Source organism: Pseudomonas sp. FSL W7-0098, from assembly GCF_005930585.1.
Lineage (GTDB): Bacteria > Pseudomonadota > Gammaproteobacteria > Pseudomonadales > Pseudomonadaceae > Aquipseudomonas > Aquipseudomonas bubulae.
In genome coordinates this window covers 66,692-82,443 of the sequence record NZ_RXHW01000002.1, presented here as the reverse complement: position 1 = coordinate 82,443, position 15,752 = coordinate 66,692, and the positions used below count along the sequence as shown (strand labels likewise).

Below are 15,752 nucleotides of genomic sequence, written 5' to 3'. Positions count from 1 at the left end.
ATGAAAAGATTCCCACTACGCACTGCCCTGGCCGCGGCACTGCTCTGCACCACTGTGAGTGTCAGCGCGAAAACCCTGGTGGTCTGCACTGAAGCCAGCCCTGAAGGGTTCGACATCGTCCAGTTCACCACCGCCGTGACTGCCGATGCTTCGGCCGAGACCATACTCAACCGCCTGGTCGACTTTGCCCCCGGCACCACGGATGTGGAGCCCGCCCTGGCCGAGCGCTGGGACATCAGCCCGGACGGGCTTGAATACACTTTTCACCTGCGTCCCGACGTAAAGTTTCACACCACTGATTATTTCAAACCGACCCGAACCCTGAACGCCGATGACGTGGTCTGGAGTTTTCAGCGCCAGCTGGACCCGAATCACCCGTGGCACAAACTGTCGCTGGTCGGTTACCCCTACTTTGAAAGCATGGGTTTCAAGGACCTGCTCAAGAGCGTCGAGAAAGTTGACGACCTGACGGTAAAAATCACTCTCAACCACCCTGAAGCGCCGTTTCTGCGCGACGTGGCCATGCCGTTCAACTCCATCTACTCCGCCGAATACGCCGACCAGTTGCTCAAGTCCGGCAAAACCGCCGACCTCAATGCCAAGCCGATCGGCACCGGCCCGTTTATCTTCGTGCGCTACAACAAGGATGCCCAGGTACGCTTCAAGGCCAACCCGGACTACTTCCGTGGCAAACCGCCCAGTGATGCGCTGATCTTCGCCATCGCCACCGACAGCAACGTGCGCCTGCAAAAGCTCAAGGCCAACGAATGCCAGATCGCGCTGTACCCCAAGCCTGATGAGGTCAAGAACATCCGCAAGGACCCCAACCTCAAGGTCGATGAGCTGGCCGCCCTGATGACCAGCTATATCGCCATGAATACCAGTCACAAGTACCTGAGCGATGTGCGCGTACGCAAAGCCATCGACATGGCCTTCGACAAGCAGACCTATCTGAACTCCGTCCACGGCGAAGGCAACGCACTGCTGGCCGTCAACCCTTACCCGCCGACCATGCTGGGCTACAACACCAGCATCCAGCGGCCGCCCCGCGACCTGGACAAAGCCCGGGCCTTGCTCAAGGAAGCCGGGGTACCTGAAGGCACGGTACTGACCCTCTTCACCCGCAACGGCGGCGGCCCGACCAACCCCAACCCGATGCTGGGTGCGCAGTTGCTGCAGTCCGACCTGGCACAAATCGGCCTCAAGCTGGATATCCGGGTCATGGAATGGGGCGAAATGCTCAAACGCGCCAAAAATGGCGAACATGATCTGGTGTCGACCGGTTGGGGCGGCGATAACGGCGACCCGGATAACTTCCTGACCCCGCTGCTTAGCTGCGAGGCGGCCAAAAACGGCGAGAACTACGCCCGCTGGTGCAACAAGGACTTCGAAAGCCTGATCACCAAAGCCCGTGGTATCACTGAACCCTCGCAACGGGCCGAGTTCTATCAACAGGCACAGATGATTTTTAATCAGGACCAACCCTGGATCAACGTAACCCATCCTATGCTGTTCACGGCGATGCGCAAAAACGTCGAGGGCTATACCCTTAGCCCCCTGACCAACAACAACTTCGCCACAACCCAGGTGAAGTAGAACAATAAAAACCCGCCAGGGTTTACCTCAACCCCGGCGGACCTGCCTGACCGGCTGATAAGGAACACCACACGATGTTTAGTTTTATTGCCCGCCGAGTGGGGTTGTTGATCCCCACGTTCTTCGGCATCACCTTGCTCACCTTTGCCCTGATTCGCATGATCCCGGGTGACCCGGTCGAAGTCATGATGGGTGAGCGCCGGGTAGACCCTGAAATGCACGCCCAGGCCATGGAGCGCCTGGGTCTGAACAAGCCGCTGCACGAGCAGTACATCGACTACGTCAGCAAACTGGCACATGGCGATCTGGGCGAGTCATTGCGCACCCGTGAAAGCGTGTGGAGCGAATTTTCCGCACTGTTCCCCGCCACGCTGGAACTGGCCAGCGCCGCCCTGTTGTTCGCCGGCATCCTCGGGCTACTGGCGGGAGTGATCGCGGCACTCAAACGCGGCTCATTGTTTGACCACGGCGTGATGGGTATCTCCCTGGCGGGGTATTCGATGCCGATCTTCTGGTGGGGCCTGATCCTGATCATGTTCTTCTCCGTGGGCCTGGGCTGGACCCCGGTGTCCGGGCGTATCGACCTGCTCTACGACATAGAGCCCAAAACCGGCTTCATGCTTATCGACACCCTGCTCAGCGACGAGCCCGAAGCCTTCTGGGACGCGTTGCACCACCTGATTCTGCCGGCCATTGTGCTGGGTACCATTCCGCTGGCCGTGATCGCGCGGATGACCCGCTCATCCATGCTTGAAGTGCTGCGCGAAGACTACATCCGTACCGCCCGCGCCAAAGGCCTGTCACCCGCCCGCGTGGTGTTCGTGCACGGCCTGCGCAACGCCCTGATCCCGGTACTGACCGTGGTCGGCCTGCAAGTGGGCACCCTGCTGGCCGGTGCAGTCCTGACCGAAACCATTTTTTCGTGGCCCGGTATCGGTAAATGGCTGATCGAAGCCATTGGCGCCCGGGACTATCCCGTGGTGCAAAACGGCATCCTGCTAATCGCCTGCCTGGTGATTCTGGTCAACTTCGTAGTCGACATCCTCTACGGCTTTGCCAACCCACGCATCCGTCACCAGCGCTGAGATCCTGACCATGAGCACCTCCCCAAGCACGACCGAAGTGGATCAAAGCCTGCTTTATCCATCACCGTACAAAGAATTCTGGCATGCCTTCTCCCGGAACAAGGGCGCTGTGGCGGGTCTGATTTTCATGACCATCATCGTGTTCTGCGCGATCTTCGCTCCGTGGGTCGCCCCCCATAGCCCGAGTGAGCAATACCGCGACTTTCTGCTGACCCCGCCGGTCTGGCTGGAAGGCGGCAACTGGCAATTTCTGCTGGGCACCGATGAACTGGGTCGCGACCTGCTGTCACGCCTGATCGAAGGTTCACGGCTGTCGCTGTTGATCGGTTTGTCGTCTGTGGTCATCTCGCTGATTCCGGGCGTGATCCTGGGCCTGTTTGCCGGCTTTTTTCCGCGCCTTCTCGGCCCGGGCATCATGCGGTTGATGGACATCATGCTGGCCCTGCCTTCCTTGCTGCTGGCCGTGGCGATTGTCGCCATCCTCGGCCCTGGCCTGATCAACACCGTGATCGCCATTGCCGTGGTGTCGTTGCCATCGTACGTGCGTCTGACCCGTGCCGCCGTGATGGGCGAGCTGAACCGCGACTATGTGACCGCTGCCCGCCTGGCCGGTGCCAGTCTGCCGCGCCTGATGTTTATCACCGTGCTGCCCAACTGCATGGCGCCGCTGATCGTGCAGGCCACCCTGAGTTTCTCCTCGGCGATCCTCGACGCCGCAGCACTGGGCTTTCTTGGCCTCGGCGTACAACCGCCAACCCCTGAGTGGGGCACCATGCTGGCTTCGGCCCGCGACTATATCGAACGCGCGTGGTGGGTCGTCAGCCTGCCTGGCTTGACCATTTTGCTCAGCGTGCTGGCAATCAACCTGATGGGCGACGGCCTGCGCGATGCGCTGGACCCGAAACTCAAGAACGCCGCCTGAGGAGATTCCCATGTCACTGTTAGAAATCAAGAATCTCAATGTCCGTTTTGGCGACGCTACGGCCGTGCCGGTGGTAGACGGCCTGAGCCTGTCTGTGGATAAAGGCGAAGTACTGGCAATTGTCGGTGAGTCGGGGTCGGGCAAGTCCGTGACCATGATGGCGCTGATGGGCCTGATCGAGCACCCCGGTATCGTCAGCGCCGACGCGCTGACCTTCGACGGCAAGAACATGCTGACCCTCAGCGCGCGTCAGCGCCGCCAGATCGTCGGCAAGGACATGGCGATGGTCTTCCAGGACCCCATGACCGCACTGAACCCCAGCTACACCGTGGGTTTCCAGATCGAGGAAGTGCTGCGCCTGCACCTGAAAATGTCCGCCAAGGCGGCGCGCAAACGGGCCATCGAGCTGCTGGAAAAAGTTGAAATCCCGGGGGCTGCCAGCCGCATGGACGCCTACCCGCACCAACTGTCAGGCGGCATGAGCCAGCGCGTGGCGATTGCCATGGCGATTGCCGGTGAACCCAAACTGCTGATCGCCGACGAACCTACCACTGCCCTGGACGTAACCATCCAGGCGCAGATCATGGACCTGCTGCTGAGCCTGCAACGCGAACAGAACATGGGCCTGGTGCTGATTACCCACGACCTCGCCGTAGTCGCCGAAACCGCCCAGCGGGTATGCGTGATGTACGCCGGCCAGGCCGTGGAAGTCGGCAACGTGCCGGGGCTGTTTGATGTGCCCGCGCACCCGTACAGCGAGGCGCTGCTGGCTGCGATCCCGGAACACAGCATGGGCGCTGCCCGTCTGTCGACCTTGCCCGGCATCGTGCCCGGTCGCTATGACCGACCCAAAGGCTGCCTGCTGTCACCGCGCTGCCCGTATGTACAAGAGCAATGCCGTCAACAACGTCCTGCGCTGGAGCAACAGGCTCACAGCCAGGTGCGCTGCTTCTTCCCCTTGAATCAGGAGGTGGCGTAATGACTGTTGTTCTTACCGCTCGCGACCTAACCCGTCACTACGAAGTATCCCGTGGCATGTTCAAAGGCCATGCGCTGGTGCGCGCACTCAACGGCGTGTCATTTGAACTGGAAGCCGGTAAAACCCTTGCCGTGGTGGGAGAGTCCGGTTGCGGAAAATCCACCCTGGCCCGCGCGTTGACCTTGATTGAAGAGCCCTCCTCGGGCTCGCTGAAAATTGCCGGGCAAGAAGTTGCAGGGGCCAACAAGGCCGAGCGCAAACAACTGCGCAAAGACGTGCAGATGGTGTTCCAGAGCCCCTACGCCTCGCTCAACCCGCGGCAGAAAATCGGCGATCAACTGGCCGAGCCACTGCTCATCAACACCAGCCTGAGCGCCAGCGAGCGCCGCGAAAAAGTCCAGGCCATGATGAAACAGGTCGGCTTGCGCCCCGAGCATTACCAGCGCTACCCGCATATGTTCTCGGGGGGCCAGCGCCAGCGTATCGCCCTGGCTCGGGCCATGATGTTGCAACCCAAGGTGCTGGTGGCGGACGAACCAACCTCGGCGCTGGACGTGTCGATCCAGGCGCAGGTGCTTAACCTGTTTATGGATTTGCAGCAGGAGTTCAACACTGCCTACGTGTTCATTTCCCACAACCTGGCGGTGGTGCGACATGTGGCCGACACGGTACTGGTGATGTACCTCGGTCGCCCGGTAGAGATGGGCCCCAAGGAAGAGATCTACACCCGGCCGTTGCACCCCTACACCCAGGCGCTGCTGTCGGCCACGCCGACGATCCACCCCGATCCGCTCAAGCCAAAAATCAAGATCGTCGGCGAGCTGCCCAACCCGCTGAACCCGCCATCAGGTTGCGCCTTTCACAAGCGCTGCCCGTATGCGACCGAGTTGTGCAGCACAGACGAACCTGTACTGCGCCTGCTCGACAACCGCCAGGTTGCCTGCCATCACGCGGAGCAGTTTTTGCAGAGCTAAACACGACCCGTAGCAGCTGCCGAGGAACGAAGGCTGCGTTCGGCGGCGCAGCCGTCGTAAAATCGAGGCCCGCGGAGTAACAGACATACCGCAAGCTCAGGTTTTACGATTGCTTCGCCATCGAACGCAGCCTTCGGCAGCGGCTACACATAGGGGTAATGCATTACGTCTGGCTATCGCCTTCATCGCCCTCATCGCCGTTATCCCCACCGTCACCGCCGCCATCACCATCGGTCTGGTCATCATCCCCCGAACTGCCGCCCTGCCCCTGGTCCCCAGGTTCGGAATCCGACTTGTAGATGGCATGAATTGTCGGCCCCGGCACGCCTGTTACTGAAAACCCGGCCCCCGTGCTGCTCAGCGGGTTGCTCGCCCAAGCCGCCGAGGCACTCACCGTCAGCAGCACCAGCACCTTGAGCAACAGCACAATGCGTTGAAAAAGCTTCATCGCGATTTCCATCCTGTTATGAGAAAAGCACCCTTTAAACCTAGTTCGCCCCTTTCAGCTTTTCCAGAAACTCACAGGCTGGGATATACCCATTCGGAGTAACGCAGCCGCGTTTGTCGATACTGTGTGGTGGGCCATACGCTCACTTGTAGCCGTTGACGAGCAGCGCGAGGCTACGTCCGGCTGCGTAGCAGTCGTAAATTGCTTCGGGCGCGATCGCAGCCTTCGGCAGCGACTATAAAGTTCGCGGGCAAAAAAAAGCGAAGCCCAAGGGCTTCGCTTTATTTCAACCAGACACCGAAGTGTTTAGTGATGCTCACGGGTAGCGCGGAATTTCACATCCGGCCAGCGCTCTTCCATCAACGCCAGATTGACGCGGGTCGGGGCCAGGTAGGTCAGGTGACCACCACCGTCCACAGCCAGGTTTTCCACCGCCTTGACGCTGAACTCTTCAAGCTTCTTCTTATCGTCGCAATCAATCCAGCGCGCCGAGTACACGGTGATCGGCTCGTAGGAGCATTCCACTTTGTATTCTTCTTTCAAGCGGCTGGCGACCACGTCGAACTGCAGCACACCCACGGCGCCCAGGATGATGTCGTTGCTGCGCTCCGGGAAGAACACCTGGGTGGCGCCCTCTTCGGCCAGTTGCTGCAAGCCCTGGCGCAATTGCTTGGACTTGAGTGGATCGCGCAGACGTACGCGACGGAACAGTTCCGGGGCAAAGTGCGGAATACCGGTGAAGCTCAGGCTCTCACCTTCGGTGAAGGTGTCACCGATCTGGATGGTGCCGTGGTTGTGCAAACCGATGATATCGCCCGCAAAAGCCTCTTCGAGCTGTTCACGCTCGGAGGAGAAGAACGTCAGCGCATCGCCGATACGAACATCTTTGCCGGTGCGCACATGGCGCATTTTCATGCCCTTTTCGTATTTGCCCGAGCAAATGCGCATAAAGGCGATACGGTCGCGGTGTTTCGGGTCCATGTTCGCCTGGATCTTGAACACGAAACCGGTGAATTTCTCTTCAACCGGCTCGACGGTACGCTCGTTGGCAACACGGGCCAGCGGCTTCGGCGCCCAGTCCACTACCGCGTCGAGCACATGGTCGACACCAAAGTTGCCCAGTGCGGTACCGAAGAACACCGGGGTCAACTGGCCGTCGAGAAATTCCTGCTGGTTGAATTCATGGCAAGCGCCCTGAACCAGTTCCAGTTGATCAACAAAACGATCGTACTCGTCACCCAAGTGGGCACGGGCTTCATCGGAATCGAGCTTTTCGATGATTTTGGTTTCGGTGCGCTCATGCCCATGACCGGCGGTGTAGACGATGATGTAGTCGTCTGCCAGGTGGTAGACACCCTTGAAATCGCGGTAGCAGCCGATCGGCCAGGTGATCGGCGCCGCCTTGATTTTCAGGACCGCTTCGATCTCGTCCAGCAACTCGATCGGGTCGCGAATATCGCGGTCGAGTTTGTTGATAAAGCTGACGATTGGCGTGTCACGCAGACGACACACGTCCATCAGGGCGATGGTACGTGGCTCAACGCCCTTACCGCCGTCGAGGACCATCAGCGCCGAGTCGACCGCGGTCAGCGTGCGGTAGGTGTCTTCGGAGAAGTCTTCGTGGCCCGGGGTGTCGAGCAGGTTGATCATGTTGTCGCGATACGGGAACTGCATGACCGACGTGGTAATCGAAATACCCCGTTGTTTCTCCATTTCCATCCAGTCGGAGGTGGCATGGCGGTCGGACTTTCGCGATTTCACCGTACCGGCGACAGCAATCGCCTTACCCATCAGCAAGAGCTTTTCGGTGATGGTGGTCTTACCCGCATCGGGGTGGGAAATAATGGCGAAAGTGCGGCGTTTCGCGACTTCGGCGGCCTGGTTGGTCATGGGAAATCGCCTGACGATTGATTCAAAAAAGGGCGCGGATTATAGCTCAAATCAGGCGCCTACAGCCACCGTTGGAACCGTGGCTCGTCGGACAAGGGTGGCAATGTGCCGTAAAAAATGTGAACCTTTTAAACAGTGGAGGCGTCCACTCTCCTGATACGACAAAGCGTCAGGGGCTGAAATATCAGCAAGTTAGCCTGACGAGGCTGCGCTAATGACAGGTGTTGAGGGCGCATTTTCGCCACCACCTGTTGCTCTTCGCGAACATATTGCCGGCAGCCAGGAATGGCCTTGCCACACGACGATGTGTTCGCCGACTGAAAAAAAAGGAGTCCGTCTATGGCGAATCGCTATGGAAAAGGGCTTATAGGATGCGCGGTCGTTATCGCGCTTCTGGCCCTGTTGGTCCACTGGATCGGCATCAGCACTATCGAACACTATCAAGATGATTTGTTGTTCTACCTGCAAGCCCACCTGTACCTGGTACTCGCTTCAATGCTCGCCGCCCTCCTTGTAGGGATACCTGCCGGCATTTTCCTCAGCCGACCTTCAATGGCCGGACGTGCGGAACGCTTCATGCAAGTCTTCAACATCGGCAACACCGTGCCTCCTCTGGCGGTACTGGCCATTGCCCTGGGTTTCCTGGGCATCGGTAGCGGCCCTGCCATCTTCGCCCTGTTTCTCGCCTCGTTGCTGCCCATTGTGCGCAATACCTACGAAGGCTTGAAAAACGTCCAGGGTTCGCTCAAGGAAGCCGCCGTCGGTATCGGCATGACCCCGCGCCAGGTGCTGTGGCGGGTCGAGTTGCCCAACGCCGTGCCCATCATCATGGGCGGTGTGCGCGTGGCACTGGCGATCAACGTCGGTACCGCCCCGCTGGCGTTCCTGATCGGCGCCAACAGCCTGGGCAGCCTGATTTTTCCAGGCATTGCCCTCAACAATCAGCCGCAACTGATCCTCGGCGCCGCCTGTACTGCGCTGCTGGCACTGCTGCTCGACGGCCTGGTGATACTCATCAGCCGCCAGTGGTTGGAACGCGGTCTGCGACCTGCTTAAGGTCTGGCTGAGCAAAGGAATAACCATGAAAAAAATTAGCTTTTTACTAGGCTGCATCCTGCTGTGTGCAGGAATTGCCCAGGCTGCGGAAAAACCCTTGATTCGCATTGGGGCGCGGGTGTTTACCGAGCAAACCCTGCTCGCGGAAATCACTTCGCAATACCTCAACAGCAAGGGCTATAACGCTCAGGTCACCGGCGGGCTGGGCAGCAGCCTGGCGCGTTCGGCCCAGGAGTCGGGGCAACTGGACATGGTGTGGGAATACACCGGCGTTTCGCTGGTGGCCTACAACCACATCACCGACAAACTCGACAGCCAGCAATCCTACGACCGGGTAAAAGAGGTCGATGCTAAACAAGGACTGGTCTGGCTGCATCCGTCCAAGTTCAGCAACACCTATGCGCTGGCACTGCCACAAAAGGTGGCCGAAGCGTTTCCGGGCATCAACAGCATCAGCGACCTGAACAAGGCAATGCGCGAACCGGACAACAAAAATGCGCTGGTGGCCCTGGACACCGAGTTCGCCAACCGCTCCGACGGCTTGCTGGGTATGGTCAAGCTCTACGACATGGACCTGACCCGTCGCAATATCCGCCAGATGGACGCCGGGCTGGTCTACACCGCGCTGAAAAACGGCCAGGTGTTTGCCGGACTGGTCTACACCACGGACGGTCGCTTGAGCGCCTTCAATCTCAAATTGCTTGAAGACGACAAGCACTACTTCCCGGACTACACCGCCGCGCCGGTAGTGCGTCAGGCCTACCTGGATCAGCACCCCGACCTTGCGGGGCTGCTTAAGCCACTGGCCGATCTGTTTGACGATGAAACCATGCGTCAACTCAACGCCCGGGTCGATGTAAACCACGAAAGCCCGTCCAAAGTCGCCGCAGACTTTCTGCGCCAGCATCCACTGAACTGAAAAGAGGAGAAGACATGGAATTTTTAAACGCCTTTTCCCACATGGACTGGTCGCTTGTTCTGCATCTGACCTTGCAGCACATCACCCTGGTCGGCATTGCCGTGATTCTGGCAATCCTGATCGGCGTGCCGCTGGGCGTGCTGATGACACGCTTTCCGTCGCTAGCCGGCCCGCTGCAAGCCAGCGCCACGGTGCTGCTGACCATTCCTTCAATTGCCCTGTTCGGCCTGCTGCTGCCGTTCTACTCGAAGTTCGGCCAGGGCCTTGGCCCTATGCCGGCCATTACCGCCGTGTTTTTGTACTCACTGCTGCCGATCATGCGTAACACCTTCCTGGCCCTCACCGGCGTGGAACCGGGGATTCGCGAAGCCGCTCGCGGTATCGGCATGACCTTCAGCCAGCGCCTGCGCATGGTTGAACTGCCCATCGCCGTGCCGGTGATTCTGGCCGGTGTGCGTACCGCCGTGGTCATGAACATCGGCGTCATGACCATTGCCGCCACCATCGGTGCCGGTGGTCTGGGTGTACTTATTCTTGCTGCAATCAGCCGTAGCGACATGTCGATGCTGATCGTAGGCGCCGTGTTGGTCAGTGTTCTGGCCATCATCGCCGACCTGCTTCTGCAATGGCTGCAACGCTCGCTGACTCCAAAAGGACTGCTCAAATGATCGAACTTCAAAACCTCAGCAAAACATTCCAAAGCAACGGCAAAGATGTAAAGGCCGTGGACTCGGTAAACCTGACCGTCAATGAAGGCGAAATCTGCGTATTCCTCGGGCCTTCGGGCTGCGGCAAAAGCACCACGCTGAAAATGATCAACCGTCTGATCAAGCCCACGTCAGGCAAGATCCTTATCAATGGCGAAGACACCACTGACCTCGACCCGGTAACCCTGCGTCGCAATATTGGTTATGTGATCCAGCAGATCGGCCTGTTCCCCAACATGACCATCGAGGAGAACATCACCATCGTTCCGCGCCTGCTGGGGTGGGACAAGCAAAAGTGCCATGACCGTGCCCGCGAACTGATGAGCATGATCAAGCTGGAGCCCAAGCAATACCTCAACCGTTATCCGCGCGAACTGTCTGGTGGTCAGCAGCAACGAATCGGCGTGATTCGCGCCCTGGCGGCCGATGCGCCGCTGCTGCTGATGGATGAACCGTTTGGTGCGGTGGACCCGATCAACCGCGAGATGATCCAGAACGAATTCTTCGAGATGCAGCGCGCGCTGAACAAGACCGTAATCATGGTCAGCCACGACATCGACGAAGCGATCAAACTGGGCGACAAGATCGCCATCTTCCGTGGCGGCAAACTGTTGCAAATGGACCACCCGGATACCCTGCTCGCTCACCCGGCGGACGACTTCGTGAGCAACTTTGTCGGCCAGGACAGCACCCTCAAGCGCCTGCTGCTGGTCAAGGCCGAAGATGCCGCGGACAACGCGCCATCGGTGAGCCCGGAAACCCCAGTGGCCGAAGCGCTGGAACTGATGGACGAACTGGACCGTCGCTACGTGGTGGTCACCTGTGCCGACAACAAGGCACTGGGGTATGTACGTCGTCGTGACCTGCATCGCCAGACAGGCACCTGTGGCCAGTTCCTGCGGGAGTTCACCGCGACCGCTGCGTCGGAAGAGCATTTGCGCATCCTGCTGTCGCGCATGTACGAGTTCAACCGCTCGTGGTTGCCGGTGATGGACGCCGAACGCGTGTTCCAGGGCGAGGTGACGCAAGAATCGATTGCGGCGTACCTGAGCTCGGGTCGTTCGCGTGGCGCCAAGACCAGCATTGTTTCACCGGCTGAAATAGCTTCCGCTTGACCCTGCAGCCGCTGCCGCAGACTGCGCTGGGTTGCGCAGCCTGCGGCAGCGGCTACAACCTGTTGTATCCAACACGAATCATGTTCTGAGCCATCACTGCATCGCCATTGATGGTGCTCCCCGCGTCCTTATGATGGTTCGCACGCCTCCCGCTGCGAGCCATCACCATGCCCCATGCCAAAACCCTCTACGACAAGCACATTGATGCGCACACCGTGTGCGCGCTCGATGATCAAGGTCACGTCTTGCTATACATAGACCGTCAGGTCATTAACGAATACACCAGCCCGCAAGCCTTCAGTGGTTTGCGTGAAGCCGGGCGCGAAGTGTGGCGCCCGGAAACCGCCCTGGCGGTGGTTGACCATGTGAACCCGACCGCCCCCGTGCGCGTGGCCGCCATGGCCGATGCAGGCGGCGCTTTGCAGGTGTCGTATCTGCAACAGAACTGCGAAAAGTTTGGCATCGAGCTGTTCGATGTGCTCGACCAGCGCCAGGGGATCGAACACGTTATCGCCCCCGAGCAAGGCTTCATCCTGCCCGGCATGATGATCGCCGCAGGCGACAGTCACACCACGACTTATGGCGCGCTGGGTGCCTTCGGCTTTGGTATCGGCACCTCTGAAATCGAGCACCTGCTGGCCACTCAGACACTGGTCTACAAACGTCTGAAAAGCATGCGAGTGACCGTCCAGGGCGCGCTGGGCCTGGGGCTGACGTCAAAAGACCTGATCATGGCCCTGATCGCCAAAATCGGCGCTTCAGGCGCCACCGGCTATGCCATTGAATTTACCGGCTCGACCATCGATGCATTGAGCGTCGAAGCGCGCATGACCATCTGCAACATGGCCGTGGAAGCCGGTGCCCGCGGTGCTTTTATGGCGCCCGATGACAAGGTGTACGCCTACCTCAAAGACAAACCCCGTGCCCCACAAGGCGAGTTATGGGAACAAGCGGTTGAGCATTGGTGCCTGCTTTATAGCGACCCCGACGCGCAGTTCGATCAAGAGGTGCAAGTGGACGCCACTGACCTGCAACCGATGGTCACGTGGGGCACCAGCCCCGATCAGGCCGCCGCCATTGGCAGCCGCGTACCGGACCCGCAGGCGATCAGCGACTTGATCTTGCGTCAGGACATGCGCCGGGCCTTGAACTACATGGGCCTGGAGGCTGGCGCGCCGCTCAATGAAGTGGTGATCAGCCATGCCTTTATCGGTTCGTGCACCAACGCCCGCATTGAAGATTTACGTGACGCCGCACAGGTGGTGCGCGGCCAGAAAGTGGCCACGCATGTGCGGGCGATGATCGTGCCGGGGTCGACTCAGGTGCGTGATCAGGCCGAGGCCGAAGGGTTGGCCGCGATCTTTATCGACGCCGGTTTTGAGTGGCGCCAGTCCGGGTGCTCCATGTGCCTGGCCATGAATGATGACGTACTCGCCCCCGGCGACCGCTGCGCCTCCAGTACCAATCGCAACTTCGAAGGCCGCCAGGGCGCCGGGGCACGCACCCACTTGATGAGCCCGGCGATGGTCGCGGCCGCCGCCATTACCGGCCATCTGGTCGACGTTCGCCAACTGTCAGGGAGAGTCTGAGCATGCAACCTTTCACCACCGTCAGCGGCAAGGCAGCACCGATGCTCGCGGCCAACATCGATACCGATGTGATCATGCCCAAGCAGTTTCTTAAAGGCATTGATCGCAACGGACTGGATCGCGGTCTGTTTTTTGACCTGCGTTTCCTGCCTTCGGGCGAGCCGAACCCGGCGTTCGTCCTTAATCAGCCGGGCTGGCAAGAGGCACGCTTTTTAGTCACCGGGCCGAATTTTGGCTGTGGCTCCAGCCGGGAACATGCAGTCTGGGGATTGAAGCAACTCGGTATCCGGGCCTTGATTGGCAGCAGCTTCGCCGGGATCTTTTATGACAACTGCCAGCGTAACGGGGTGTTGGTGATTACCCTGGAAGAGGCGCAGGTGCAGGCGCTAGGGCACACTGTCAGCCACGCAGACACGGCTGAAATTGCCGTTGACCTGCCGAGCCAAAGCATTTGTCTGGCCGATGGTTCAACGGTTGAGTTCCAGATCGACGGTCTGCGTAAAACCGCGCTGTTGCAGGGACTGGATGCCATTGGCAGCACCTTGCAACGCAGTCGGCAGATTCGCGAGTTCCAAGAGCGGCACTTGCAGGCCAACCCTTGGTTGAGCTGAAAAGCGCCCTCACGGCAGAGGTCACAACCGCCCCAACTGCTTCTGCAAAAACTCCACACACACCCGCAGCTTGCCCGAGTTAGCCAGCCGTGTCGGGTACACCGCCCACACGTCAGCGCTTTGCCAGTATTCAGGCAGTACCTGCACCAACCTGCCCTGTTCCAGCAGTGGCCTGACATCCCACATCGAGCGCAGCAACACGCCACGCCCGTCCAGTGCCCACTGCAACACTATCTCGCCACTGTTAGACGACAACGGCCCGCTGACGCGCACGCTGGCTTCGCCTTCCGGGCCTTGCAGTTGCCAGATGCCAAACGCGTTGTCGCGCTCTTTAAGCACCAGGCAATCGTGCTGCCCCAGGTCTTCCAGATGTTGAGGTACACCCCGGCGCTTGAGGTAGTCAGGGGAAGCGCACAACACGCGATTGTTGGTCACCAGCCGGCGCCCGATATGCTGGCCCGGAATGTCATCGCCCACATGAATCTCCAGATCGAAGCCTTCATGGACGATATTCACCACTCGATCAAATACGTCGAGGCGAATCTCCAGCTCGGGGTACTGCTCGGCCAGCAACGAAATGGCAGGCGCCACATGGTTGCGGCCAAAACCGAAAGTACTGCATACGTGCAAGCGTCCACGCGGGGCCGAATGCGCTTCGGACAGCTCATCCTGTAGCTGCTGAACATCATCCAGAATCCGTACCGCCCAGCGCTGCACCCGCTCGCCGTCATCGGTCAGCGCGATACGGCGGCTGGTGCGATGCAGCAAGCGACTGCCCAGGGTAGTTTCGAGAATTTGAATACGTTTGCTGACATAGGCTGGAGACAACCCCAGCTCTTCTGCCGCTGCGGCAAAGCCACCTTTGCGCACCACCGTGAGGAAGACCCGCAGGTCTTCAGGCAACGGCGCACTGTATTTTATTGGCGGCATGGTCATGAGCGGCTTGGCGGCAAGAGCGTACAGAATAGCTCAGCGCAGAAAAGGCAGCACATGTTCAAGCAGCAGTTCAGGGACTTCTTCGGCAATGTAGTGCCCGGACGGCAACGCCTGGCCACGCACATCGGTCGCGACTTTCTGCCATTCGCCAAGCGGGTCGAAACAACGCCCCACCGTGCCCTCCGCGCCCCACAACAGCAACACGGGCATATTCAAATACCGACCTGCGGCAATGTCCTCGCGGTCATGCTCAAGGTCAATCCCGGCGCTGGCACGATAGTCTTCGCAGATCCCCCGCGCCGCGCCCGGCAGTTTGATGCAGCGCACGTATTCAGCCAGCGCTTGGGCCGTAAACGGTTGCAAGCCCGCACTGCGGCTGCCCATCACGCTGAGCAGGTACTGCTCAGGATCGGCCTCGATAAGGCGTTCAGGCAACGGCGCCGGGCGAATCAAGAAGAACCAGTGCCAGTAAGCACGGGCAAAGGCCTCATTGGTTTGCGCATACATGGCCAGCGTCGGCGCAATGTCGAGCATGACCAGGCGGGTAATCGCCTGCGGATGGTCCATCGCCAGACGATGGGCAACTCGCGCGCCACGGTCATGGGCCAGTACCGAAAACTGCTCGAAACCCAGGCTGCTCATCAGCCTCAGCGAGTCACGGGCCATTTCACGCTTGCTGTAGTTGCTATGGTCGGCTACCGCTTCGGGCTTTTCACTGTCACCGTAGCCACGCAAATCGGCCACGACCACTGTGAAGTGCTCGGCCAATTGCCCGGCAACCTTGTGCCAGATCACATGCGTCTGCGGGTGCCCGTGAATCAACAGCAACCCCGGCCCGTGACCGCCGACCCGGAAGGCAATCTGCACGCCATTGACCTGGCGCTGTACTGTGTTAAAACCGGCGAACATGAGGCTGCTCCTTCTA

General features: G+C 59.6%; 15 protein-coding genes. 11 read left to right on the top strand and 4 right to left on the bottom strand.

Features of this window, described 5'->3' with window-relative positions; all coding sequences use genetic code 11:
- The 5 genes from FHL07_RS03370 to FHL07_RS03350 all read left to right on the top strand — a co-directional run bounded on the left by FHL07_RS03370 (position 1) and on the right by FHL07_RS03350 (position 5,556).
- The gene (locus FHL07_RS03370) at positions 1-1,596 is read left to right on the top strand and encodes an ABC transporter substrate-binding protein (RefSeq protein ID WP_095001575.1); all 1,596 of its coding nucleotides are present in this window, start codon (positions 1-3) and stop codon (positions 1,594-1,596) included.
- Positions 1,597-1,670: 74 nt separating this feature from the next.
- Complete coding sequence (locus tag FHL07_RS03365) at positions 1,671-2,681, top strand: ABC transporter permease subunit (protein WP_095001576.1); 1,011 nt, start codon at positions 1,671-1,673, stop codon at positions 2,679-2,681.
- Between the two features lie 10 nt (positions 2,682-2,691).
- Positions 2,692-3,603, top strand: coding sequence for an ABC transporter permease subunit (locus tag FHL07_RS03360; RefSeq protein ID WP_095001577.1), 912 nt, complete (start codon positions 2,692-2,694; stop codon positions 3,601-3,603).
- A gap of 10 nt (positions 3,604-3,613) precedes the next feature.
- Complete coding sequence (locus FHL07_RS03355; protein WP_095001578.1) at positions 3,614-4,582, top strand: ABC transporter ATP-binding protein; 969 nt, start codon at positions 3,614-3,616, stop codon at positions 4,580-4,582.
- Complete coding sequence (locus FHL07_RS03350; RefSeq protein ID WP_095001579.1) at positions 4,582-5,556, top strand: peptide ABC transporter ATP-binding protein; 975 nt, start codon at positions 4,582-4,584, stop codon at positions 5,554-5,556. The genes FHL07_RS03355 and FHL07_RS03350 overlap by 1 nt, the downstream gene beginning before the upstream one ends.
- Before the next feature lie 163 nt (positions 5,557-5,719).
- On the opposite strand, the gene FHL07_RS03345 is transcribed toward FHL07_RS03350, so the two are convergent.
- Together FHL07_RS03345 and FHL07_RS03340 are read right to left on the bottom strand one after the other, a co-directional pair.
- Complete coding sequence (locus tag FHL07_RS03345; protein WP_095024055.1) at positions 5,720-6,004, bottom strand: hypothetical protein; 285 nt, start codon at positions 6,002-6,004, stop codon at positions 5,720-5,722.
- Positions 6,005-6,310: 306 nt separating this feature from the next.
- Complete coding sequence (locus FHL07_RS03340) at positions 6,311-7,894, bottom strand: peptide chain release factor 3 (protein ID WP_016779471.1); 1,584 nt, start codon at positions 7,892-7,894, stop codon at positions 6,311-6,313.
- 339 nt (positions 7,895-8,233) lie between these two features.
- Between FHL07_RS03340 and FHL07_RS03335 the strand changes: the two genes are divergently transcribed.
- The 6 genes from FHL07_RS03335 to leuD all read left to right on the top strand — a co-directional run bounded on the left by FHL07_RS03335 (position 8,234) and on the right by leuD (position 13,891).
- Positions 8,234-8,950 carry an ABC transporter permease gene (locus tag FHL07_RS03335; RefSeq protein WP_095001582.1) on the top strand — a complete coding sequence of 239 codons (717 nt, stop codon included), beginning with the start codon at positions 8,234-8,236 and terminating at the stop codon, positions 8,948-8,950.
- A gap of 25 nt (positions 8,951-8,975) precedes the next feature.
- Complete coding sequence (locus tag FHL07_RS03330; RefSeq protein WP_095001583.1) at positions 8,976-9,869, top strand: glycine betaine ABC transporter substrate-binding protein; 894 nt, start codon at positions 8,976-8,978, stop codon at positions 9,867-9,869.
- A gap of 14 nt (positions 9,870-9,883) precedes the next feature.
- Positions 9,884-10,537: an ABC transporter permease gene (locus FHL07_RS03325; RefSeq protein ID WP_095001584.1), complete on the top strand. Its 654-nt coding sequence runs from the start codon at positions 9,884-9,886 to the stop codon at positions 10,535-10,537.
- Positions 10,534-11,691 carry an osmoprotectant ABC transporter ATP-binding protein OsmV gene (locus tag FHL07_RS03320; protein WP_095001585.1) on the top strand — a complete coding sequence of 386 codons (1,158 nt, stop codon included), beginning with the start codon at positions 10,534-10,536 and terminating at the stop codon, positions 11,689-11,691. Before FHL07_RS03325 ends, FHL07_RS03320 begins: the two co-directional genes overlap by 4 nt.
- Positions 11,692-11,858: 167 nt before the next feature.
- The gene (leuC, locus tag FHL07_RS03315; RefSeq protein ID WP_095031994.1) at positions 11,859-13,280 is read left to right on the top strand and encodes a 3-isopropylmalate dehydratase large subunit; all 1,422 of its coding nucleotides are present in this window, start codon (positions 11,859-11,861) and stop codon (positions 13,278-13,280) included.
- Positions 13,277-13,891, top strand: coding sequence for a 3-isopropylmalate dehydratase small subunit (gene leuD, locus FHL07_RS03310; protein WP_138738113.1), 615 nt, complete (start codon positions 13,277-13,279; stop codon positions 13,889-13,891). The genes leuC and leuD overlap by 4 nt, the downstream gene beginning before the upstream one ends.
- Positions 13,892-13,912: 21 nt before the next feature.
- On the opposite strand, the gene FHL07_RS03305 is transcribed toward leuD, so the two are convergent.
- The gene (locus FHL07_RS03305; RefSeq protein ID WP_198417404.1) at positions 13,913-14,821 is read right to left on the bottom strand and encodes a LysR substrate-binding domain-containing protein; all 909 of its coding nucleotides are present in this window, start codon (positions 14,819-14,821) and stop codon (positions 13,913-13,915) included.
- Positions 14,822-14,860: 39 nt separating this feature from the next.
- Positions 14,861-15,736 (bottom strand): alpha/beta fold hydrolase, encoded by an 876-nt coding sequence (locus FHL07_RS03300; protein ID WP_138738112.1) that lies wholly within the window; start codon positions 15,734-15,736, stop codon positions 14,861-14,863.
- Positions 15,737-15,752 lie beyond the last annotated feature (16 nt).